This is a genomic window from Martelella mangrovi (assembly GCF_040545495.1).
Taxonomy (GTDB): Bacteria; Pseudomonadota; Alphaproteobacteria; order Rhizobiales; family Rhizobiaceae; genus Martelella; species Martelella mangrovi.
On sequence record NZ_JBEPLY010000009.1, the window covers coordinates 1 to 22,762 of the forward strand.

The following is a 22,762-nucleotide window of genomic DNA, read 5'->3' on the forward strand; positions in this document are numbered from 1 at the left end:
GCAGAAGGAAGATAGGTGGACGGATTTTACTCCGCCCGCGGACGGTCTATTCCGCCGCTTCCGTGGCCGACTTTTGCACCGCCGTTCTCAGCGGATATCGCGTTCCAGCCCAACATCATCAATTGTCGGTGTCGTTGTCGGCAAGGGTCGCATGGTCAAAGAAATGCCATCGCCAGACCCTTTCATCACACCTTTCGCATTCACGCGGAACCGCTGACGCCGGTGACGATCAATCGGAATTTCAAACGAGAAATCCAGCGGCCGACCTTGCCGTAGAATACTGAAAGCATCCTCAGAGCGCCACATATGGGTCAGGATACTCAGGACTTCAGAGGCATTCAGAGGTTTCGCGGTAGCGAAATGCTGTGTCCCGTGCATCTTGATCCGGATACGACTGTCCGTCTGTATCCGGATGTCTGATGCCCCTTTCATTGAAGCCCCAACAAGCAGCTGCTGAAACGGGTCCATATCGCCGTCAAAACGCAATGGCTCACGCTTCAGGATGCGCGCATAAGGCTCCTTCGGATCATAGGCGACATCGGTCACATTCGATAAATCAACGACGGGCATTACTTCGTTACCTGAAAACGTCTCCGGATCGGTTTCCATTGCGCCGGATTTTTCACGAACCGGGCTGCATCGTCGATCTCGACGCGGCGCTCACCGATATAAAGCTCGTTGACGCCGCCGGTAGCGCGTGTCTCGCTCGATTTCAGCACGAGATTGGTAATCAGGCCGGCTTCGACCGCCTTGCGGTACTCAACCATGCCAAGGTAGTCGCGCCGTAGCAGGTTCATATTCTCCTGCAACGCTGCATCTGCCTGCTGTTTGCCCTGTGCCCAGCCCTCATCGAGGTACTGCGACCAGATCTTGGTTTCGTCGTCATCCTGGGGCAACAGACGATCATCAGGCTCGCGCGGCTCATCAAGCGGCAGCACCAGATAGTCGCGCCAGGTCGGCAGAATAGCGACCAGACGGCCGGGTTCTTCAATCCGGTAGTACTCGTCAGCGGCAACGCTCTTACGGCCGTTATCAGTCACGTTGATCGCAGATGTTGCACGAGTGATCACCGGTGGCAGAACATAACCGGTCTCCCTCGGCGCCTTAAATGCCACACGATTGAAGTTGAAAGTCTCGGACAGTTTAACGGATTCACGCTCCAGATCGTTCATGATCTCCCAGCTGCGTCGCTCAAACCCGGCCTGTGCGCCATAGGCAAGGGCAGCGTCGCGAAGCACCGAATAACGCTGTTCTGCGACATCATTACCGCCAAGCTTGCCGTGTTTGGCCCGTGAGGCAAACTGCTTGTACGACATCGGCGCATATTTCGGGTTGGTCAGATCGTCGGAACCACCAAGTTGCGGAACAGGAGGCGGTTCCGGCGGTTCGCTGGTTGTTGCACATGAGGATAGAAAAACGGCCATAAGAACGCTCGAAAGCGCCATGGAGCGATGTCGGCGGCGAGAAACGGTCGAGCTCACGGCTTGAGGTCCTCCTGATGTGGAATGGGGCTTTGTTCAGGGCGAGCGTAATAGATCGTCATATGCCTGCGCCCCTGATCAACAACGAGACGCGCTCGGCCTTTCGCCTGTCCATAAGCTTCCCGCAACAACCCCAAGGCCGGCAAATTGTAAAAGTTGGTTGAGATCAAAATCGGTGCACCGGACTTCTCACCCGAAGCCGAAACACTGTAGCCAACTTCGCTGGCAACGCGGGTTGTCAGCTCATCCAAAGTTCCCTGCCACTCAGCGTCCAGCACTTTCATAAGCGGACCCTGGGCGGTTTCAGGGTTGCGCACCTCGACGGTATTTGTTGCACGAGGTTCCAGAACACCTTGGTATAGCGCTGCGTCGTTCAACTCGCTGCGAACCAGGTGAACCTGATTGTCAATGTAATTGATCGTAGGGGAATCCGACGAAACCTCTCCTGTACTGGTACAGCCTACAAGAACAGCCAATACCAGACTGATCGCGATGCGCATTGGGAAACCTCTTCCGGTGCTGAAATTGCAGCGTATTACGCCTGCAATTCACCATAATGGGGGCCTTGATGCAACATTAAAGAGAACAAAAGCGGTTAATCGACAAGCCTTTTGGCCTCATCGGCCAATCGAATGATGGTGTGATTTCTCGTGCTCAAGACGAATTTCGGCTCGCTGCGTGCGATCGATCTCAACAAAGCGGTCCTGAGCGGCACAGATCTGGCCGGCCTCACGATATATCGTCGATATCGTTTGCTCCGGCTGGTCCGGCATCGACCGTGCCAACAAGTCCTTACGCAAGGCTCCGTTGCTGTCGGCAAAGCGCGACCGTAGCTCCTGTGCGCTATACCGAACCTGGCCGACGGCCTCGGTATCATCGAGCGCCGCCCGTTCGAGCGTGCGCCGGTCATCGGAGCCTTCCGGAAACTTTGATGCTTCCTCAAGCATAGACAACAGTTCCCGGGCTGCCGGCGAAAGTCCATCAATTGGTTCTGCCATCTGTGTTCGAAGCTTCTTCTCCGAATTTTCAACGCCCTCGATGCTCACCTTCAATGACCCCGCAAAGTCGTCAGCGCTACTGGATGCCGGAAGCGCTGCCGCAAGTGCGGCTTTTCGTTCCTCATCAGGTCGGCCAAGAAAGTTCGTCTTGCCACGTAGCTCGCCAAGAGAAGCCGGGTTCTCATCCATCGCTCTCAAGACCTGGCTGACATCACCGTTGTTTTTGACCGCAATAACCACCTTATCGAGGATCGGCGCCGGATCGCGCCAGACCTTACCCATGTGTGCGAGAGCAGATTCCTGCAGTGATTTGGTGACGGCGGCCTGATTGGCCGGATCTCGGGCCACGGCCGAGACCGAAACAGGCCAGCTTTTCACTGCCGGGATAAGCGGCTCATCCGGTATGCGATATCGCGCCCGTTCCTGTTCATATTCCGCCTCAATATTGGCTTCACGCCGCTCGGTCACCAAGACCGAAGCAACGTCATCGCGGCTCTTGTCGTCTGTGGCCAGCTGACCGACATGCACCAGCCGCCAGTTTTCCTTGATGAAGGTTTGCGCCTCTGGCGGCAGATGATCAACGAGCGCTTGCACCCTGTCCTCGTCAGGATCGCGTCCAAGGGAACGAACCTCGACGGGAGAAACCAGCGCTGCGACTTGCTCATTAAACATGACCAGATCAGATGACGACGACATTTGCGTCAGCTCCGTTTCGGCCGCCCGGTACCAACGCGCACGCTTGTTGCTGTAATTTTGGGTGTTGCCATCGACCTCCGAAAGGCGGGCAAGCGCCTGGCTGACGGCCGGCGTCAGTTCCGGAAGCCTGATCTCTTTCTCCGGTTCGGTGCGCGCTGCGACAGGTACAGACGACGGCGGCACGTCCGGCGTTGCCGGCGTCCTGTCGCCGGCCGGCGCGTCGTTGTGCGAAAGTCGCTGCGAAATAGACCGGAACCGTTCGGCCACCGCAGAGAACCGCGTGCGCATGACATCGAGGGACCGTCGCCACAGATCGCGCAGCTCGCCCCGGTCCGGCAGATCGCGCCGCCGTATGAACGCTTCCCGCTCCAACTGATAGTCGGGCGTATGCTCATAAGCCAACGTCGAATCCTTCAACCTGTCACGCGACAATGTTTTCATCAGGTCGTCATCACTCGGGAAATCGCTTTTCCCTGCATAGAGTGTGGCCGTCTCCCGATGACGCGTAAGCGCAACATAGGAAAGCTGCGCGTCCATCATCTGCGTGGCAAGCACATGCACCCGATCTACCGTCGCGCCCTGCGACTTATGGATCGTGGTCGCATAGCCATAATCGACATTGTTGTAATGGCTCTCATCAACCGTGACTGCTCTGCCATTATCGATCCGGACGGAAAGAATGCCTTCTTGCGCGTCCTCCACGGTTGCCAGCATGCCGTTCTTTACACCGAGGTCACGATTGTTTTCGCGGAACAGAAGCCGGTCTCCGACCGCAAATTCACGATGCCCGCGCAGCGCAGCAAACGTGACTTCGTTATCAAGGCCGCCTCTCCGCTTGATCGTCCGACGTGCTTCTTCATTCAGACTGAACACTGCATCGTTGGAATGCGCCAGCATTAATGTATCGACGCCAGCGCCCCAGTCATGGCTCCAAGCTTCCACCAGTGCCGCAACAGCCTCATCGCGCGTGTCCTTGACCTGCACGTGTCCATTATCGGCATAAGCCTGAAGCGCCGCGCGGCTGTCGCCACTGCCGAACGCAAGCGAAGCTTCACGCATCCACATTTCGTTTTGACGGCGAACTTCGCTGAGTTCGACGAACCCGGTATTGTCGGCAATAGCGCGAAACGCAGCGCCGGCCTGAATAGGCTGCAGCTGCCGCGCATCACCGACCAGAATAAGCTTGGCTTGCGCAGCATCTACCGCTTCAACCAGCATGGCCATGTCGTTTGATGACACCATACCGGCTTCATCAAGAACGAACACATCACCTTTTTGAAGCTGATGCCTGTCATGTTCCCAGGACATCCGCCAGGACGCCAGAGTTCTGCTTTCAATGCCCGCAGATTCAGATAACCCCTCGGCCGCTTTGCCGGCGAGCGCACCACCGATAACACGCCGCCCCTCTCCTTCGTAAACCTGCCTGACGACATCCATTACGGTTGACTTGCCCGCGCCGGCATAACCGACAACCGTCGTCACCCCACGATCAGACGTGGCCGCGCGCACCACCATCGCCTGTTCGTCAGAAAGGGCAAATCCATGCGACTTCGAGAACGCAGAAAGCGCCTTGTTCACGCGCCCGTCCGAAACGGCAAATGCGCGATCGCTAGCACGGTCGCGCACGCCATCAATCATACGCGCTTCCATTTCCAGGACTTCGCGCGTTGTCATTTTCTCGCGTTCAAGCAACTTGTTGGTGAACGGATCGCGCACTTCCTGTGAAAGTGTCACGAGGTTTTCCAATGCACCCACACGGAGGAAAAGACCGGAAAACTCCTCGGACGTAGAAGCGTATCGATGGATGAGCCTGGCAACATCCCGTTCATCGAAAACTGACTTTTCTTCGGTGATCAGTTTCAGAACAAGCGATGGATCTTCTGCAAGCTTGCGGAAGTTGTCGCTCATCACCTGCTGATGCTGCTGCACCATTTCGGTTTGAATGCCGCGCGCTTCCATCTCATCAACAGCCGGCCCACGATGAGTTGTCGGCTCAAGAGGAATATCGCGATCGTCAAAACTGCGGTGATCGACCTTCGCATCATAGCCATGTTGCACCAAATGGCGATTGATCTCCTGAGACCAGGCCGCACGTATCTCCGGCAAGCGGTCTTTCCATCCCGCGAAATGCCGATAGACGATCTCTCCTTTTTGGCCCTCTTCTTTTGGCGGCCTTCGCATCGGTTCACCGTCAACATCGAGCACCGGCACCCGCTTGGGACCAAAGCCCGTATCCGTCAGCGGCCGCAACGATACCATGATGTGAACATGCGGATTTCCTGTCGCATCGTGATAATTCCAATCGGCAACCTGACCACGCTCCGCGAACTGCGAACGAACGAAATCACGCACAAGATCAATGTTCTGATCCGCCGACAGCTCGACGGGAAGTGCAACGACAAACTCATGAGCAAGCTGGGCGTCATCCCTTTGTTCATTGGCTTCCACGCGATTCCAGAAGCGCTCTGCGAACTCGTGCGCAGTATACCGATCATGCCAGGAGCGGACCCATTTAGGCGCGTCCTCCGGCAAGGCAACTTCACTGTGGATGCAGCCTTTCTTACGGCTATAGTCGGCGGTTTCACCCACACGGCCGACAGTCATCCGGGCCGCATGTCTATATGCTGCAGCAGCAACAGCACTTTGTCCTTTTCCGCGCGAAATCTGTTGAGCGCGCAAGTGATAGATCGCCATGGATCGTGCCTAGCATCTCACATTGTTGAAAACAATGTATAAGTGTGCCATTTCATAGAACCTTGGTTCTATCCTGCATGACAGAAACGGCATCGGCTACGCCGATTCATTTTCTCATGCCGTTTTGGGCCGAATTTCGTGCAACATTGAGGTTTACAAAACGAGAACACTTTTGCACTCTGCCTGGGTAAGAATTGCCGTAAAGGAGAATGACTATGGCTCGCACCAAATCCCCCTCCGCCATCCGTGACCAGATCAAAAACCTGCAAAAGCAGTTGCGCGAAGCTGAGGAAAAGGAAGCGCTGCGGATTGGACAGATCGCGATGAAAGCGGGTGTCGAAACGCTGGAAGTGTCCGACAGCGAGCTGGAGGCGGCATTTTCCGAAATGGTCCAGTCCTTTCGTTCCGAGCGAGACGGCGGACAAGGAGATTTACAAGCTACGTCGAACGCTCAGTGACCTGCAAAGCGAGTACAGGAAAATGCGGACCCGTGAACGCAGTGAAGATACGCGCCACAAGATCGAACTCGGCGGGCTTGTCATAAAAGCCGGGCTTGGTGAGGAAGACCGCGCCTATATTCTTGGCGTTCTTCTGACAGGCAACCAACGAAAGGGTGATAAACGTCTGCGCGAGCAGATGATCAAACTCGGTCGAGAGGCATTCCGGCAATGATCACGAAACCCAGACGCTCGGAACTCTCAGTCCTGTTCTATGCAGGACTGTTTTTTGTTGCGGTTGCGGCCGTCACTTGGGTGTACCTTTTCGTCGTCAAGTCGTGGTCGTTGCCAGAAGGATTTGCAGTTCGCCTTTCGGTATCCGAAGCAATCGACTGCCTCAAAATCTGGAATGGCGATCTTTGCAGCCGGCATTTTGTCAACAGTGCGGGGACACCTCCTGCCGGTTTGAAAAACTGGCAATGGCTTGTTGTCGGCTCGTTGATTGCCGGCATCACAGGCATTGCTGTCGGCGGATATTTTACTTTTCTTCAACCGCCCGAAAAGTGGATCAAGTCAGGCCGCACCGTTGCTGGCATGCCCGAGCTTCTGAGCGCGGCGAAGCGCGAGAAAATCGACAAAAAAGATGGCCTTCATTGGTTCAATGGTTGGCGGCTGGCGCTCGAACGGGAAGTCCGTCACTTCATCATATTCGGCTCCATTGGCGGCGGTAAAACACAGACCATGATCGGCCTGATCGTCTCCGCGATCGCGCGACATGACAAAGTTCTTGTCTTCGATATCAAGGGAGACTTTACCGAAAAGTTGCCGCCGACAATCAAGCCAGATGGTTCAAAGGTGCAACCAATTATCATCGCGCCGCAGGACCGGCGTTCCCATGTTTGGGACATCGCCAAGGATTTGCGGATCGCTGAAGACGCTGTGGAGTTAGCGACGCGATTGATCCCGGACACGCGGGACCGGTTCTTTTCCAACTCGGCCCGCGCCGTGCTCGCGGCGTGCACCATCCGCCTCATGCATGAGAAGCCCCGCGCGTGGACATGGGCTGATTTGGTGGCGGAAACGCGCCGCGATCATCTTGAGCTTCTGGAAGTCGCGCACCGGTATCATCCGGATGCCGTGCGCTTTTTGGATGCAGATTACAGACAGGTTTCTTCGACGCTTTCCACCTTGACGGCTGATACGAATACGCTCCGTTTGTTGGCCACCGCGTGGTCGGATTATGAAGGATTGAACCGATTTTCCTTGCGCGATTGGCTGCTCTACAAGACCGAAAAGCGCACGGTTATTCTGCAAAAGTCAGGCCGGTTTTCCGATCAGTCGGACGGCTGGATCAGTGCCTTCCTCACCATTGCCTCTGGCATCGTTTCCGATCCGGAGCTCGGTGACGCCAAGCTTCGCCGCATCTGGTTTTTCGTGGATGAATTTGCCCAGTTGCCGAAGATCAGCCGGTTTTCCGCACTGCTGGATATTGGGCGGTCGAAAGGCGTTTGCGTATGTCTAGGCGTGCAGGATATCGCCCAAATTCGCGATACTTACGGTCGCGAACGGGCCGATGCCTGGATGTCGATCGTCGGTACAAAGATCATCGCAAAGGTGAATTCCGGCCCGACAGCCCAGCGCCTTGAAAGCGACGTCGGTCAGGCGACGGTAGTCTATAACCGCCGTGAGCCACGAGCAAACGGGCTCGAATGGGTGCGCGATGAACGGCGCGAAAATACGATTGAGCGCTCGGAGTTCGAGACCCAGCTCGGGCCGCGAAAGAACGGCATCGATGTGCTCGTAACAGGCATTGGCGAGGATGTTTACAAGGTGCGTGTTCCCTATACCACCCTGCCCCATGCACGAGATGCACAGGAGCCGGCGCATTGGACGCTGGACCTTATCACCGTCAGCCGACTTGAGGGCACTGCCGCATCGGCCGACGATGCAGACGAGACCGGGAACGCGAACAGTGACGACGGCTATCCGAAAGAAGCCATTGAGGTGCTCAAGGGAATGGAGCCAGTCAGCAAGCCCAGGAACACATCCATGGTCGAAGGCGAGACGCTGGATCTGTTTGACGGCCAATTGCCGGGCATTTGAATATGGGCAGCCAGTTTGACCTTTTCCCGACAGAAGTTTTCCTGCGCCGCATCGAACCGGCCACCAACAAATGGCGGTTCTATCATCTCAGCATCGAGAGCGACCTGTTCGGGGACTGGTGCCTTGTGCGCCGTTGGGGCCGTATTGGCACTGGCGGCCAACTGAAGCTGGACTGGTTCGCCTCCGCCGGAGAAGCACACGACGCGCTCGCCGTGCTGGCTCAAAGCAAACGCAAACGCGGGTACCGCGATTGATTTGCGAGACGCGCCGTTCACCTGTTCATCGCTTCGATGGACAGGTGAACGGCCGTCAAGCGGGAGGGAGGAGAGTTTGAGGGGAAGGAACGGGTTCCCCTCATACTTGTCTTGGTCGGTCGATCCGGCCAAGACAAGCCAAGGCGGAAACAGGGCCGATTAAGTGGCCCTGTTTCGCGTTTAGTGTATCGAGGGAAACAGTCGATCAAGCAACACCATAAAACCGACGCCAGCAACGACGAGACTACCAAGTCTTATGGTCATCTTCTGACCCATCGATTCAATCGCGGCGACAAGGTATTTGCCTTGATCGTCGATTTTGCGATCCAGCTTTTCGATGTCGTCTTTCGTGGCGACGTTCTCGCCAACGCCCTCGGCAAATGTGGAAACGAGCTCGTAAGCCTGCTTGTCGTCAAAGCCTGCTTCCTTCAGCCGGTTTGCTGCCTTCAATGTGTCAAATGCCAAAGCCGCCATGCGGATGTCTCCTTTAATTTCAATATATGCCATTATTCGCAATCTTCACAGTGTTTTCAGGGCCTGCCGCCTCGGCGGCAGGCATAGGCTCGCTAGTCGTGCGACACGCTGCCGAATACTTCACCGCAGAATTCCCAACGGCGTTGGGCTTTCAGGATGCGCATGGCGTGCTTGCTGGCGAAGACAGCGGCCACTGCTTCGGCCAGCGCGTCCCACGGTTCCAGATTTTCCTCGGGGATGGCATCGCCATATTCATCCACACCGCCGCTGATGTACTGGCGCTCGCGCCAGGCAGCATCATAAAGGCTCTCGGCACGACGGATCAGGGCAAAGCCTTTCATTTTGCCTGCCCAATATTCCTTGCTCTGGTCGATCACTTCACACATCGCCGTTTTCCTTGTCTAAAATCGGGGCAGGGTTTGGTGCCCTGTCACCAAACCCTGCCCATCGGCGAGATGGGGGGTGAATTTCCAAATGTGCCGAAGGCAGGAGCGGACCCGCGCGCAGCTGCACGGAGCAGCCGAAGGCTGTGGAGGAAGCGAGCACGGGGAGCCCCGCCATTTGGAAAGAGGGCGGAACTGCCCTCAATCCAGGCAAACAAATGCGCACCGCTAAAGCGGTGCCCATTACAGCCCCTTCCCTGCCCCATGTCTGGGACCGTAATCCTCGTGTTTGAACGAAGAGAAAAGGAAGGCTGGAAGCCTTCCTTTCAAGTGACCTCATTCGAGGTCAGCGATCCAGGATGCCATGTCCTGCTCAAACTGCCGCTCCTCTGCCGCTGCCTGTGCTTGCAGCTGTGCAAGTTCGGCTTCAGCACCCTCACGTTCCAACTGCGAGAGGTCGCAGTTCATCAGCTCGGCGCGCAGTTCGTTGATCTGGTCGAAAGTGGTCATGTCTCCGTCTCCTTTTGTTGACAGAAACCGGCCACGGGTGATCGCAGGGCAGTGTCAATGATCGCGCAGCGACCGGCAACGCCGGCGAATGGGGGTGCCGATTTTGTTGCTGCCCTGCGGGCAGCGGCAAAATTGGGGGCACCGTTCGTCATTGACACTGACCAAGGAGCCGTACGCTATCCCGGCAGAAAAAGAAGAGAACCGCGGCCCTAAAGGCCGCGACCGAATCCGGCGTCCAGCCGGCAATCTCTGCTGCGAAATCGCAAGGATGAGGTTTTAACCAAGGCCGTGTCCAAAGTCGTCGTCGCGCGCCCTCCCCTCTCGGGCGTTCGCACGGGTCTTCTGTGGCGTTTCGAACGCCACATGCTGCCCTTGCTCGGGCAACGGCCGTGGCAGGTCTTTTGTCTGGCCCACGAGGATATTCTGCTTGTCATGCATCATGAAATCCGCCCCGCCGACCCCGACCAGGACGCCATCATAACGACGGCCAGGTTCGGTCGTTGCCATATAGCGATCCTGCCAATCAAACCCTTGCGAGGTCAGGAATTTCTGTGCCTTCTCCAACGCCTGCACACGTTCCGGATCAGAAATCTCGCGGAACATGCGCTTGAAGGCATCGATATCGCCGCGCTCATGACCGGCAATACTGGCCTGCGCCATGCGCTCGGCCGACACGACACCAAAGTTAAGTTCGTGACCGGCGTTCTTCGCCAGGGCGACCATGAACTCCCTCTGCGTACGGCCGTTACCTTCCCGAAAGGGATGGATCATATTGAGCCGGTTGAAGTAACCGGCCGCCTGATCGGCAAAGGTTTCACGGTCGAGACCGCGCAAGAGGTTTTGACCGCGTAGATCTTCGGATAATCGGTCCAGCTCGCCGGGAATGGCCGGGCCGATCGCGAATTGCTCGCCCTCGATCTTCTGCATCGTTGGCATGGTTGCGACCGTGCCATCCGAAAGCTGCACCCGCTCATCGCGGGTGCGCCCCGCCCATTCATAGACCTTTTCGAAGAGATGCTGATGCAAGCCCTTCAAGTATTGGCCATCGAAGGTCGGGGGCGGTCCGGCACCAAATCGCAAGGTGACCAAACGAGCGGCAACGCGTTCGGCTTCCACAGCTGACAGCTTGTCAGCATCGGTTATGCCATAGATGTTCTTGAGAGTGCCGTTTTCGTATGTGTAGTTCGTCATCCGTTGGCTGCGCGAAATTCATCGAGCATGGAGTCAATATCACCGGCTTCGATATCACCACGAATGAAAGCCTCGAAAATGTGATCCGTTGCCGGATCGCGTTTCAGGCCTTCCATGGCATTGGAATGGTCGGCGCTTTTGACTATCTGACGGCGCTTTTCCATCTCCGCATCTGAGATGCGCGCTTTCTCAAGGGTGGCTGCCATGGTCGCTTCCTTCTTCAGATCAATGTGGTCTTCGCCGGCTTACCAGTTCTTCAGAACTCTCTCCGATCCTGAACCGGCACGGTTCGACTTTGCATTCTCACTCTTTGGGCACCAAAACCCGCGTAGTCCTGAAAACACCCGTATTATACCTCAAGAATGGACAAATTTCTCTTGTTTTTTTATATGCTTGACCCTTTTCTCGGCCCGAATCAATCGTCTTTCTCAAGCCGCTTGGCAGGCGGCGGAACAACCAGATCATGAAGAACCGCCAACGCCGTATCACGCTCAATGGCATAACGCCCGTTCTTATTGATCTTGTAGAAAAGGCCCATTTCTTCGAGCAACACGCAATTACGCGCGATCGTAAACCGACTGATCCCCAAATGTTCAGCGAGAATATGAACCGGCAATATCCCGCCGTCCATCTGCGGACTGTAGACCAATTCGATCAGACTGCGACGCAGCATCGGCAACAGGTTCACAAACCGTTTTGGCCGGTTTTCCACGGCTGTCGCGATTTTGTTCGCGTTAACACCCACAGTGCCAGGCGGGATCTGTTCCAGGATAGGATGCCCATCGAACCACACAAACGGATCGTGCGGCTGTGCGCCAAGTCCTTTGATGATATCTTCTCTTTTCATTCTTTTGCGACAGCTGTCCGGTCCGGTTTCGGATTATGTTGTACGTGCACCTGCACTTAGCGAATATCACGATGCTTGCGAATTAAATTCGCCGTGAGCCGCAAATCGTAGAACAGAACACTTAATTTGTGGCCTTCATTGAAACAAGAGCCGCCAGATGTTGCAAGGATGCGTTTTAACGCCCTGGTTAAGGAATAGCGCGGCGCTGCCGCGCCGCGCTATATGAGTGTTAGCTCCAGGGGATGACTGACATCAGATCATCGTCGTCCTGGCCGGGAAACTTCCCGAGGTTTGCGCGGAACAACCGGCTGGGCGTGGCGGCGGTGAGTTGCAGGTACTCATCACCGTTCTGGTTTGTCTGCCGCCAAATGCCGCCTACCTCAACCTTGCGGCCACGCGGTGATACGCCATAGAGGCGGTAAACCGGGGCTTTCGGGTTTGTGCTGTCAATCATCTCGCCGGTGATGTCGTAATCGAAATCCAGTGCGGCGATATTGCCCGTCAGAGTGCCGTTGTCGTTGAAGCGGATGAAGTTGATCAGGTCTGCCATTGGTATGTCTCCGTTGTTTGATCGAATTGACAGGGACGCCCAAAGGACCGGAGAAAGGCTGGCTGCACCCGAAGGGCCGTAGCAGAGCGGAGGGCGACGCAGGAAAGGAAAAGACGGAGGGTTCGCCGAAGGTGGAAACCGTCTTTTCCTGACCGGAGACGTTGCTGACAGGCGCCGGGCCTTACAGTCCCATCGTCAATTGATCACAAACAACAACGGCAAGACGTGCCTGTGCCATGGCAGATCAGATCTCTCCGTCGTCTCGTTACGGTGAGCTGGATACCGCACCGTTCTGGACGCTTTCCCGTCAGCCGATCACGACCTCTTCCTCGGCGACGATCCTGCCGTAGTCGTTCACGTCCATGAAATTGACGTAGTCGTGATCGACCGCCTCGTGGAATGACTGAGCAGCCAGGCGCGCAGTAGCGCCTTACCGGCGCTTGCGGAACAGGGTATCTGGCAGCCACGCTGATAGCCAGCGTCAGCGGACATAAACAGAGACGGATCAACGAGTTGCGGCCACGGAATCATTCAGAGCGATCAGACGGCCAAAGACTGCTGGCACCCCAAACCTGACACCATTTCAAGTTCGCGAACTGTGGCATTTCTCGATATGGTGGGCTGACGCCCGTAACAGTCTTCGGCAGGAGCGCGCTTCGTGAACCGGATTTTTATCATGGGTAATGGCGGAAGCTGCAAATCGTGGCTAGCTAAACAATTGGCAGCCAAGCTTGGGTTTCCGATCACCAATCTGGATGATTTACACTGGCTACCGGGTTTCGTCGGAGAGCGTCCGCGCCATGAGCGTGATCAGCTCGCCGCCAAAGCTGCAAGCTGCGACTCGTGGATCATAGAGGGCATCTATGGTTCAGTTCTAAAGCAGGTATTTTCCCGCGTGACGACGTTGATCTGGCTAGATCTCGCCGACGACGAATGCATTCCAAATCTGGTGCAACGAGGACAAAACGACGGAGGCACGTCAGAGCAATTCCAGCAGTTGCTCGAGTACACACGCACTTACCGCCTCCGAAAAAAACATCTGAACTCCTTCGACGCGCATCGCTTCTTCTATGATCAGCATCCCAAGCAGAAATTTAGGCTGTCGAGTCGAACCGAGATCAACGATTTTTTGGTTGGAATCCAATAGCCATCTTGGCGAGTTCAGTCGCTGCTTTGCCGCTCTCTTTCCGTTAATCTCGTTACCGACATTCTCGGAATCGTCTGCCGCATTTGCGCCATGTGTAATAAGGACACCGCTTACGGAACAGGCAGGCATGTCCCGGACAAGCTTCGTGCGGATGTTCAAGCCTACGGTCGCACTCCGCCGCTCGAGTATCTCGCACGGTGGCTAATACTCGTAGCAAGGTTCTGATTGAACATAAGTGCCGAAAAGCTCGTGATGATAGCGATTTCGCCCGGCTGTGAGCCCGAAACCGCGTTCGAAACGGCCTTCGAGGCGTCGCGACACGAAAGTGTTGGATCTATCAGATATCCGATGTCCGGAAGCAGGATATTGGCCCGTTCCCCGAGCGACGAAGCTATTCAGCCCCTCTCTCGTAAAGCGTGTTCAGCGGCCATTAGTGTGGAGACATATTGAAACCCTCGAGGAAAACACCGCCATGTCCTTCAAGCTAAAGATCCTAAGCCTAAGCTTATCCGCCACCCCCATAATGAATTGAGTTTAGCGGTGCCATCATTTCAAATCGGACACCGTCCGGCTCGTACTCGATGTGGGCGTCGGCATTGAGTGTTGCAGACAGTACATTTTCGATGATTTTCGAACCAAAGCCGCGACGCGTCGGCGTGTGTACCACGGGGCCACCAGACTCGGTCCAAACCAATCTCAGTGAGGGTTCATCACTTTTAACAACTTCCCATTCGACGGCAACTATGCCATCCGAAGCCGACATAGCGCCATATTTGGTCGCGTTAGTGGCCAGTTCGTAGAGGGCAAGAGAGAGAGTCGAGACGGTTTGTTCATTTAGTAAGACATCGGGCCCGGAAATTCTAATATTTGCTCCTTCAAATGGAGCCAAGACCTCTTCAATCAAGGCACGAATTCTCGCTGAATTCCAGTCGTCTGTGGCTAGCAAATCCTGAGCTTTAGACATTGCGCTAATTCGTCCAAAGGCCAATTGGCGAGCTTCATCGAAAGTTTCGGAAGACTCCAGTGACCTTGCGAAGATTGATTGTGCGATCGCTAGCGAATTTTTGACGCGATGGTTGAGTTCTCTGGCGAGGACCCTTCTGCGCTCTTCTGCTTCTTTTCGTTCAGTGATATCCTGAGAAATACCGGTCAGGGTTAAGTCTCCATCGGGAGACGCTGAGAATCGTCCATGTGCCTCTAACCAGCGTGTTTCCCCATTTGGTATTCGAATACGGTATTCAATATGAAGAGCTTTGTTTTTGTTGTCGCTTTCTGACAAAGCACTTTGCCAAATTTTGCGATCTGCTGGCTCCATAGCTTTTATGGCATCTCGAAAATTAAAGCTGTCGGCCGCACCGCGGCCGAAATTGGCCTTTGCTTGCGAAGACAAGGCCAATCGTTTGCTGGCAACGTCAAGCGTCCAAGAGCCGAACTGGGCAGCATTCAATACGAACTGAAGTCTGTTTTCAGATTCGGATAATTCGTGAATCCTATTCTCAATCTGGAACTGCAATTGCTCTTCGGAGTACGCGTGCTCGGCAAACGGACTTCGCCCTGGGGTAACGTCGAATTGAGAGGCAATAAAATATGAGAGCTCACCCTGGGCATCAAAGACCGGCGAAATAAAAAGCCGGTTCCAAAAGCTGGTACCATCCTTGCGGTAGTTCAGGAGGTCGATTTCAAGACGCTCTCGTTGAGCGATGGCCTCCCGCACTTTTCTGATGTCATGAACATTCGTGCCATTTCCCTGCAAAAACCGGCAATTCCTCCCAAGCACTTCCTGACGGTCATAGCCAGTGAGCTGGAGAAAAGCATCGTTTACAAAAACGATCGGATTGTCAGATTGTCGAGGGTCCGTAATCAAGATCGGCATTCGGGTGGCCCTAACAACGGCCGCGAACGGATCATTTGAAGCAGAAGTGCGGCTTAATTCGTCTATGATACGAATGGCGTCAGGAGCGTTCATTCTTTTTTGTTCGAAAAATTGATATTAGTTTCTGGTATGAGACTTGTCGGCAAAAAGCCATCTGTTTCTTTGTCAGAAGCTACCGACATCGACGTTAAAGTCGTTTAAAGTCTTACCAAATCAGCCTTATAAATGCACTTGCTTCAACAGCCTGTCGGCTAACGCGTGGAACTCTTTAGAACCACCTTCTGGAACATCCAGCACGTTGCATGAATCGAATGGGATTCCGTTTTGAATTGAATTGTGGTTCCTCGATTCGACAAAACGGTACGATACTCCGAGCCCTTTCCGTTGACCTTCACTGCCATATGAAGGATGCAATCGCACGGGGGCAAATCCCGGTGGCGCCGCCAGCCGCCACGATGATCAGAGCCGGAAAAATCTAACCTCCGGCGGTCCAATAAATGGGCACACTGCAGAACCTCAAGAATCTCCCAAAAAGTGGAGGGACGTCAGGACTTTTCATCTTCGTGTCTGACGCGATTTTTAGGAATGATGCACTTATAGGATGCTGAAATTGTTGGCTTTGTTTAATTGTCTTCTGGAAATGCCTAAACTATCCTGCTGCCTGGTCATGGGGGCATGACGAGGGGATAGGACATGATAAAGATCAAGACGCGCGCTGTCGAAACTCCCGCGAAAAGCGGCTTTGACAAGAGCCCAACCAGAAAGGGTGGCGCACGCTTTTCGCGACTTCTTCTCGCCTCGACCCTGCTCAGTCCGCTTCTCGTGGCTCCGGCCTGGTCTTCCGACACTGTGAGCAATGATGGCGCGAACGCACCGCTCAATTACCAGGGCGGCGGTACAAACTATCCCGATTACTCCGGCAGTCCGCCCGATCCGCTTCCTCCCGGCGGAAACGGCGCCGTGGTGACCGTCGATGTTGCAGGTACGATCAACAGCCAACCCTCCGGTACGGCGCCCGTTCAGGTGGATGTCTCAGGCGGCAAGGGTGGCGGGGCCGGCATGTCCGGCGGTTTTGACGACACCCCCGATGTTTCAGGTGCGCCGGGCGGCGCTGGCGGCAGCGCGACGATCACCTCAGGCGCCACGCTTTCGGCATCGGGCGGCGGCACATCCGCGATTTCGGTGAACGGCGATGGCGGGCAGGGAGGCAATGGCGGTGCGACAGAGGCTTTCTGGGACGACCCCAATGGCTCCGGCGCCGGCGGTGCAGGCGGAGAATTGTCACTGACGCTAGATGCCGGCGATGGCGGGGTGCAGCCGGCAATCTCGTCGGCAGGCGCCAACGCCGGCGCGGTGCATATCTCCGCCGCGGGTGGAAACGGCGGCGCGGGCCAGAACGAGGGCGAGCCGTTCGGTACCGAGGCTCTTGGAGGCAATGGCGGTGCGGGTGGCACGATCACGGTTACGGGCCATTCCGCCCATATCGAAACATCCGGCGAAAACGCGCCGGCGCTCTGGGTCGATGCCACCGGCGGAGATGGTGGCCGGGGCGGCACGGAACAGAACGGCGGCAATGGCGGCGCGGCGCAATCTGTCACGATCAATCTGGGCGAGAATATTTCCCTCAAAACCACCGGCAAAAGCGCCGCCGGCCTCTACGCCTCCGCCAATGGCGGCGCGGGTGGCGCGGGCGGTTCCGGCGGCAGCCTCGGCGATGGTGGCGATGGCGGCGCGTCCGGGGCGGGGGGAATAATCGGGGTTACCCTTTCCGGCATGATCGTTACCGAAGGGGATGACTCGCTCGGTATCGTCGCGCATTCCTATGCCGGTACCGGCGGCGCCGGCGCAGGCTCGATCGATCCCTTTTATGCCCATGCGGGCACCGGAGGCGCAGGTGCCGCTGGCGGCGCCATCACGGTGACGACAAAGTCAGGATCATCGATAAAGACAAGCGGCGCAGGCGGGCTCGCAATCCTCGGGCAGTCTGTCGGCGGCGGCGGCGGCAATGGCGGAGCATCCTCTGCGCTCGTTTCGATCGGCGGCAATGCAGGCGGATCGGGCAATGGCGGCGGCGTCACGATCTCCAGCACGGGCAAGGTGACGACCGATGGTGCTGGCGCCATCGGACTGGCAGGGTTCAGCGTCGGCGGTGGCGGCGGGCTCGTTCTCGGCTCCCAGCTCGGAACCACCGGCAGCGGCGGTTCCGCGGGCGGTGCGTTCTATGCCGGTGGCGGTAGCGGCAGCGGCGGTGGTGCGGGCGGCGCCGTCCGGATCGCACCCATTGGCAGCATCACCACCAATGGCAGCAATGCACACGCCGTCATCGCCCAGTCGATTGGCGGCGGCGGCGGTGCGGGCGGCGGTTCCTTCGCCGAAAACGGCTTTTTGACGGTGACGATCGGCGGCAGCGGCGGCGATGGCGGTAATGGCGGGGCGGTCACGGTTTCGCCGACCGTTCTGAACAGTGCTGTCGCAGCCGAGGCCGCCAGTTCAACAATCCAGACGTGGGGGGTGGGCGCCTATGGTATCAACGCGCTCTCGGTCGGCGGCGGCGGTGGTGATGGGGGCGGGGCAACCGGTGCAGCCTTCGGCATTCCGATCCAGGGCGTAAGCCTTGCCGTATCAGTCTCTATCGGCGGCAATGGCGGCAAGGGCGGTGCGGGCAGTGCGACCAACGTCACCAATCTCGCCTCCGTCATCACCAATGATGATGATGCGCTCGGTATCTATGCTGCCTCGGTCGGTGGTGGCGGCGGCTCCGGCGGAGCGGCAACGGCGTTTTCCGAAACACCGGTGGCGGGCCTCAGCGACAAGGTCTCCATTTCCGCCAGCGTTGCCGTTGCCGGAACTGGCGACGGCGGTGGCGATGGCGGTGCGGTGACCGTCACCAACAAGGGCAAGGTCACGACCCACGGCGATCAGTCCTATGGTGCTCTTTTGCAGTCGATCGGCGGTGGCGGCGGTCTTGGCGGTAACTCCCAGGCGACCTCGGCAACTACGATCCTTAGTTCGCTCTCGACCGATGCGGCTCAGGGCAAGAACGGCGCAGTCAGCGTCAGCCTTGCTGGAAATGCGGGCGGCGGCGGTGCAGGTGGCGCGGTCAAGCTCACCAATGATGGTTCCATCACGACCCACGGCAATTCCTCCGATGCGGTCATCGCCCAGTCTGTCGGCGGCGGTGGCGGCACGGGTGGCGCGGGCGCGGCCTACGCGCCGCAATGGGTTACGGTCGTGGCCGGGGCCAGCGCATCGTCTGCCGTAACACTTGGCGGCAGGGGCGGCGGTGGCGGCGCAGGCGGAGCGGTAACCGTCACCAGCACAGGCGCGATTTCCACGGACGGATCGAACTCGCGGGGTATTCTCGCGCAGTCGGTCGGCGGTGGCGGCGGGCTCGGCGGAGGCGCGACATCAAATGCGACTGCGGCCAAGATGCAGGTGAGCTTCAGCCTCGGCGGTTCCGGCGGTGATGGCGGTGATGGCGGCGCTGTGACCGCCACGAGCGAGGAAGGGGCTTCGATCACCACCAAGGGGCATGGCAGTACGGGCATTCTCGCCCAATCGGTCGGCGGCGGGGGCGGAACCGGCGGCAGCGCCACGGCCGCCAATTCGCTTGGCTCGGCGAACATTGCCAAGGCGCCCAAGAGCATCATCAAATACTGGACAAGGCTCGAAAACTGGTGGAAGGGCCGCAGTTCCGTCAAGGGGCCGTCCAGCACGATCACCTTTGATATCGCACTCGGCGGTTCCGCCGGAAAAGGCGGGGCAGGCGGCACGACGATTGTGAAAAACCATGGCGCGATCACAACCAAGGGCGCGATTGCGGCAGGTATTCTCGCCCAGTCCGTCGGCGGGGGCGGTGGTGCGGGCGGCGCAGCGTCGGGCGGTGGTTCATCGGCAGGGGGCACTGTGATCATCGGCGCAAGTGGCGGCGATGGCGGCGACGGCGGCAAAGCCTCGGTAACGAACTCCGGCACGATCGGCACTGCGGGCAATCACTCTTTCGGTATTCTTGCCCAGTCCATCGGCGGCGGCGGCGGCCTGGGTGGTGTGGCTGCGGATGAAAAGTCGCTGCTGCCTATCCACGCGCTCGAGTTCCGCAATGGCGGCGATGGCGGAGCCAGCGGGAGCGGCGGCGAAGCCGCCATCACCAACAAGGGCAGCATCACCACATCCGGCACGCAAAGCCATGCACTCGCAGCCCAGTCCATCGGCGGCGGCGGCGGCTATTCCTATCTCGACGGTCAGGCCTTTGTGGAAAGCGATCTGCCGGAAAATGCCGGAGGGCCACTCTACGCCCAGCCAGGAACGCCTGAAAATGACGGAGCCAGCGCGGGCGGCGAGGTCTTTTCGGGTGTATCCGTCACCCTTGGCGGCTCGGGCGGCTCCGGCGGCAATGGCGGATCGGTCTCGATCGAGAACACCGGGGCGCTGATCACGAAGGGTGATGAAGCCTCCGGCATTTTCGCCCAGTCCGTTGGCGGCGGCGGCGGTGTCGGTGCTATCGGTCATGGAGCGACGCTTTCGGGCCGCGACCTGACCTATGGACCGAGCGGTGGAAACGGCGGTGCGGGCGGTGACGTCAAGGTGACGCTCGGCGGCGATATTACGACTGGCGGAACCGGCGCCGTTGGCGTTCTGGCCCAGTCTGTCGGCGGCGGCGGCGGGCATATCGGCGGGATCGATACCGGGGTTGCGACGGTCGCTTCGCCTCTCGAACTCTATGGTTCTCCCGCTGCAGGCGGCACGGGCGGCGATGTGGTGATCAAGACGAATGGCGGACCGGTAGCGATTACCACCACCGGCTACGGCGCCCATGGCATTTTCGCCCAGTCCGCTGGCGGCCTCGGCGGTTCTGCGGGGACATATGCTGGCGTCTTAAGCGTATTCAACGCGCTTCTGGCAATGTCCGGCGATGGCGAGGCAGCTGTTGCCGGCAACGTGACGATCGACCTTGAAGGAACGGTCAAGGCGACCGGCACGGGATCTGTCGGCATTTATGCCGAGGCGCTCAGCAACGGGCCGCTTTCGGTCTCTGCCGACGATCTTCCGAAGATTGCCGTTACGGTCAACGGCGATGTGACGGGCGGCAGTGGCCCGGCAGGCGCGGGCATTGCCATTGCCGGCGGCATGGCGAACACGATCAATGTCAAGGGCGGTACGGTTTCAGCGGGCGAAAACGGTTTCGCCGTCGCCGCTGCGTATACCGGGCTCGCATGGCAGGAGAATGGCAGTGTTTCGACCTCCGGCGCGAACCTGACGACGTTTTCCAATTCGGGCACGGTCAGCGGCAATGTCGATCTCGGTGTCGGGCAGAACCGCTTCGAGAATTCCGGAACGCTGAATGCCGGCGAGTGGATCGTCATCGACAACGACACAGACTACGCCAACAGCGTCTATCCGGTGAGTGGACCGCCGGTCAACGGCCGTACCCAGTTCTGGAAGACCATCTTTGCGGCGAACCAGACCGAAGGCGATATCGCCAATCCCGTGCCGACGGGAACCGGTGTGAACAGCACTGCCGATACGTTCGTAAATAGCGGAACGATCAATGTTGCGGGTCCTGGAACGGTCGGGTTCTCGAATTTCTATGTCTCGAACTTCACCCAGCAGACGTCCGGCACGCTTTCGGTCGATGTGGACCTTGCCGATGGGCAGATGGACTGGATCCGGATGCAGACGGAAGGGGCTGCGGTCTCTCTTGCCGGCACGGTCGCGCCTTCTGTCGTTGCCCTGCCGCAAACCCGCGATCCGTCTCAGCCGCTTCCCGGCGCTGCGATCTTCAGCGTCAGCGGCACGCCGGATGCGCCGTCTGTTGCCGCACTTTCCGTCACGGACAGCTTCGTCGTCGACTATGCGCTGTCGTCGGGCTCCTATCAGGGGCTGCCGAGCGCGCTGCTTGCTGCCGAAAGCCTCGATTTCGATCCCGCCGGGGTTGGCCTTTCGGGCACGGCGCAGTCGCTTGCGACCTACTACCAGCAGGAATGGCAGAGTGGCGATATCGGCAATCTCGGCTCTTCCATGGTGGCGCTCGCCAATGTCGCGGCAGGCGATACTGAAGGCTATGCGCAAATGCTGACCTCGCTTTCGCCGCAGGGCGCGGTCCGGGTCGCAGCCGAGCAATCCGGCAAGGTCGTCAGGCTTGCCGATTCCCTTCATTCCTGCCCGGTCTTTACCGGCGAGACAGCCTTCCTCACGGAGGAGAGCTGTGTCTGGGGCAAGGTGACGGGCGGAAGCATCAGAACGTTTTCGTCAAATGGTGCGCCGGCCTATGAGACCGATACCACCGCCTTGCGTTTCGGCGGCCAAAAGGCGCTCGAGAACGACTGGTTCGTCGGCGGGTCGGCGGTGTTCGGGCAAAGTAGCACACATGCTTCGAATGGCAGCTTTTCCTCCAGCACGGACGACTACGGCCTTGGCCTCGTCGTGAAGAAGCGCATTGACGGTGCGTACGAACTTGCCGCATCGGGCAGCTATATCTTCAGCGATATCGACCAGACGCGCTATCTCAGCCCGTCAATCGTTGGAGGCAATGGAGATATCATTCCCTCGCAACCCGAGGCTCATGTCTTCGTCGGCCGTCTGAGGGCGGCCTACTATGCCGATCTCGGCAGCTCCTATCTGAAACCGCATCTCGACTTCGATACGATCTACACCCATGTACCTGGCTATTCGGAAAGGGGCGGCAGCGCCTATGCTGCAGATCTGGGAAGTGTTGACGATGTGGCGATCGGCATCCGTCCGGGGCTTGAGTGGGGTGCGCGCGTCGATCTTGACGGCGGCACGCTGCGGCCCTTCGCCAAGGCCAGTGTGAGCTGGTGGCACGACCGCGACATCGCTCAGGATACGCGGTTCAGGGGGGCTTCCAACCGTGGATCGAGCTTCAACACAATCTATGATGGCCAGGACTGGGTCGGCCAGGGCGCGCTCGGCTTCGAATATGTTGCCGATGGCGGCTTTGAGATGCGCCTCCAGTATGAGCTTGAGAGCAATCGGGATACCGTCGCGCAGACGGTCACCGGGCGTGTCGGCTGGCGCTTTTGAAACCCGTCGCAGTCAGGCGGAACCGCCTGGCGCAGTTGGTTGACAAGCCTGACTTCACAATCGGCTGTATCATCGTAGGGACA

Annotated in this window: 18 protein-coding genes; 6 read left to right on the forward strand and 12 right to left on the reverse strand. The window is 57.9% G+C overall.

The window, feature by feature from the left end; translation table 11 throughout:
- Positions 1 to 87 precede the first annotated feature (87 nt).
- The 4 genes from ABID12_RS13105 to traA form a co-directional block, all read right to left on the reverse strand.
- Complete coding sequence (locus ABID12_RS13105; protein WP_354434573.1) at positions 88 to 609, reverse strand: hypothetical protein; 522 nt, start codon at positions 607 to 609, stop codon at positions 88 to 90.
- A complete protein-coding gene (locus ABID12_RS13110) occupies positions 570 to 1,481 on the reverse strand; it encodes a type IV secretory system conjugative DNA transfer family protein (protein ID WP_354434574.1) in 912 nt (303 codons plus the stop codon). Before ABID12_RS13110 ends, ABID12_RS13105 begins: the two co-directional genes overlap by 40 nt.
- Entirely contained in the window at positions 1,478 to 1,981 is a 504-nt protein-coding gene (locus tag ABID12_RS13115) for a DotD/TraH family lipoprotein (protein ID WP_354434575.1), read from the reverse strand. The genes ABID12_RS13110 and ABID12_RS13115 overlap by 4 nt, the downstream gene beginning before the upstream one ends.
- A 117-nt stretch (positions 1,982 to 2,098) precedes the next feature.
- Entirely contained in the window at positions 2,099 to 5,869 is a 3,771-nt protein-coding gene (gene traA, locus ABID12_RS13120) for a Ti-type conjugative transfer relaxase TraA (protein WP_354434576.1), read from the reverse strand.
- A gap of 215 nt (positions 5,870 to 6,084) precedes the next feature.
- On the opposite strand from traA, the gene ABID12_RS13125 reads away from it, so the two are divergent.
- The 4 genes from ABID12_RS13125 to ABID12_RS13140 are packed head-to-tail and all read left to right on the forward strand — an operon-like array spanning position 6,085 to position 8,663.
- The gene (locus ABID12_RS13125; RefSeq protein WP_354434577.1) at positions 6,085 to 6,327 is read left to right on the forward strand and encodes a TraC family protein; all 243 of its coding nucleotides are present in this window, start codon (positions 6,085 to 6,087) and stop codon (positions 6,325 to 6,327) included.
- Positions 6,328 to 6,349: 22 nt separating this feature from the next.
- Complete coding sequence (locus ABID12_RS13130) at positions 6,350 to 6,541, forward strand: conjugal transfer protein TraD (RefSeq protein WP_354434578.1); 192 nt, start codon at positions 6,350 to 6,352, stop codon at positions 6,539 to 6,541.
- Positions 6,538 to 8,409 (forward strand): type IV secretion system DNA-binding domain-containing protein, encoded by a 1,872-nt coding sequence (locus tag ABID12_RS13135; protein ID WP_354434579.1) that lies wholly within the window; start codon positions 6,538 to 6,540, stop codon positions 8,407 to 8,409. Before ABID12_RS13130 ends, ABID12_RS13135 begins: the two co-directional genes overlap by 4 nt.
- A gap of 2 nt (positions 8,410 to 8,411) precedes the next feature.
- The gene (locus ABID12_RS13140; RefSeq protein WP_354434580.1) at positions 8,412 to 8,663 is read left to right on the forward strand and encodes a WGR domain-containing protein; all 252 of its coding nucleotides are present in this window, start codon (positions 8,412 to 8,414) and stop codon (positions 8,661 to 8,663) included.
- Between the two features lie 180 nt (positions 8,664 to 8,843).
- On the opposite strand, the gene ABID12_RS13145 is transcribed toward ABID12_RS13140, so the two are convergent.
- The 7 genes from ABID12_RS13145 to ABID12_RS13175 form a co-directional block, all read right to left on the reverse strand.
- A complete protein-coding gene (locus ABID12_RS13145; RefSeq protein WP_354434581.1) occupies positions 8,844 to 9,170 on the reverse strand; it encodes an FtsZ/tubulin family protein in 327 nt (108 codons plus the stop codon).
- 59 nt (positions 9,171 to 9,229) lie between these two features.
- Positions 9,230 to 9,523 (reverse strand): hypothetical protein, encoded by a 294-nt coding sequence (locus tag ABID12_RS13150; protein ID WP_354434582.1) that lies wholly within the window; start codon positions 9,521 to 9,523, stop codon positions 9,230 to 9,232.
- Positions 9,524 to 9,856: 333 nt separating this feature from the next.
- A complete protein-coding gene (locus ABID12_RS13155; protein ID WP_354434583.1) occupies positions 9,857 to 10,030 on the reverse strand; it encodes a hypothetical protein in 174 nt (57 codons plus the stop codon).
- A gap of 276 nt (positions 10,031 to 10,306) precedes the next feature.
- Positions 10,307 to 11,221, reverse strand: a complete 915-nt coding sequence (locus tag ABID12_RS13160) for a Fic/DOC family protein (protein ID WP_354434584.1) — start codon at positions 11,219 to 11,221, stop codon at positions 10,307 to 10,309.
- Positions 11,218 to 11,427 (reverse strand): antitoxin VbhA family protein, encoded by a 210-nt coding sequence (locus ABID12_RS13165; RefSeq protein ID WP_354434585.1) that lies wholly within the window; start codon positions 11,425 to 11,427, stop codon positions 11,218 to 11,220. The genes ABID12_RS13160 and ABID12_RS13165 overlap by 4 nt, the downstream gene beginning before the upstream one ends.
- 209 nt (positions 11,428 to 11,636) lie before the next feature.
- Positions 11,637 to 12,068: a hypothetical protein gene (locus tag ABID12_RS13170; RefSeq protein WP_354434586.1), complete on the reverse strand. Its 432-nt coding sequence runs from the start codon at positions 12,066 to 12,068 to the stop codon at positions 11,637 to 11,639.
- A 229-nt stretch (positions 12,069 to 12,297) separates the two neighbouring features.
- The gene (locus ABID12_RS13175; protein WP_354434587.1) at positions 12,298 to 12,618 is read right to left on the reverse strand and encodes a DUF736 domain-containing protein; all 321 of its coding nucleotides are present in this window, start codon (positions 12,616 to 12,618) and stop codon (positions 12,298 to 12,300) included.
- Between the two features lie 658 nt (positions 12,619 to 13,276).
- On the opposite strand from ABID12_RS13175, the gene ABID12_RS13180 reads away from it, so the two are divergent.
- A complete protein-coding gene (locus ABID12_RS13180) occupies positions 13,277 to 13,765 on the forward strand; it encodes a P-loop NTPase family protein (RefSeq protein WP_354434588.1) in 489 nt (162 codons plus the stop codon).
- Positions 13,766 to 14,270: 505 nt separating this feature from the next.
- Here the strand turns inward: ABID12_RS13180 and ABID12_RS13185 are convergent.
- Positions 14,271 to 15,731: a PAS domain-containing protein gene (locus tag ABID12_RS13185; protein ID WP_354434589.1), complete on the reverse strand. Its 1,461-nt coding sequence runs from the start codon at positions 15,729 to 15,731 to the stop codon at positions 14,271 to 14,273.
- Between the two features lie 600 nt (positions 15,732 to 16,331).
- On the opposite strand from ABID12_RS13185, the gene ABID12_RS13190 reads away from it, so the two are divergent.
- Positions 16,332 to 22,679 (forward strand): autotransporter outer membrane beta-barrel domain-containing protein, encoded by a 6,348-nt coding sequence (locus tag ABID12_RS13190; protein ID WP_354434590.1) that lies wholly within the window; start codon positions 16,332 to 16,334, stop codon positions 22,677 to 22,679.
- Positions 22,680 to 22,762: the final 83 nt, after the last annotated feature.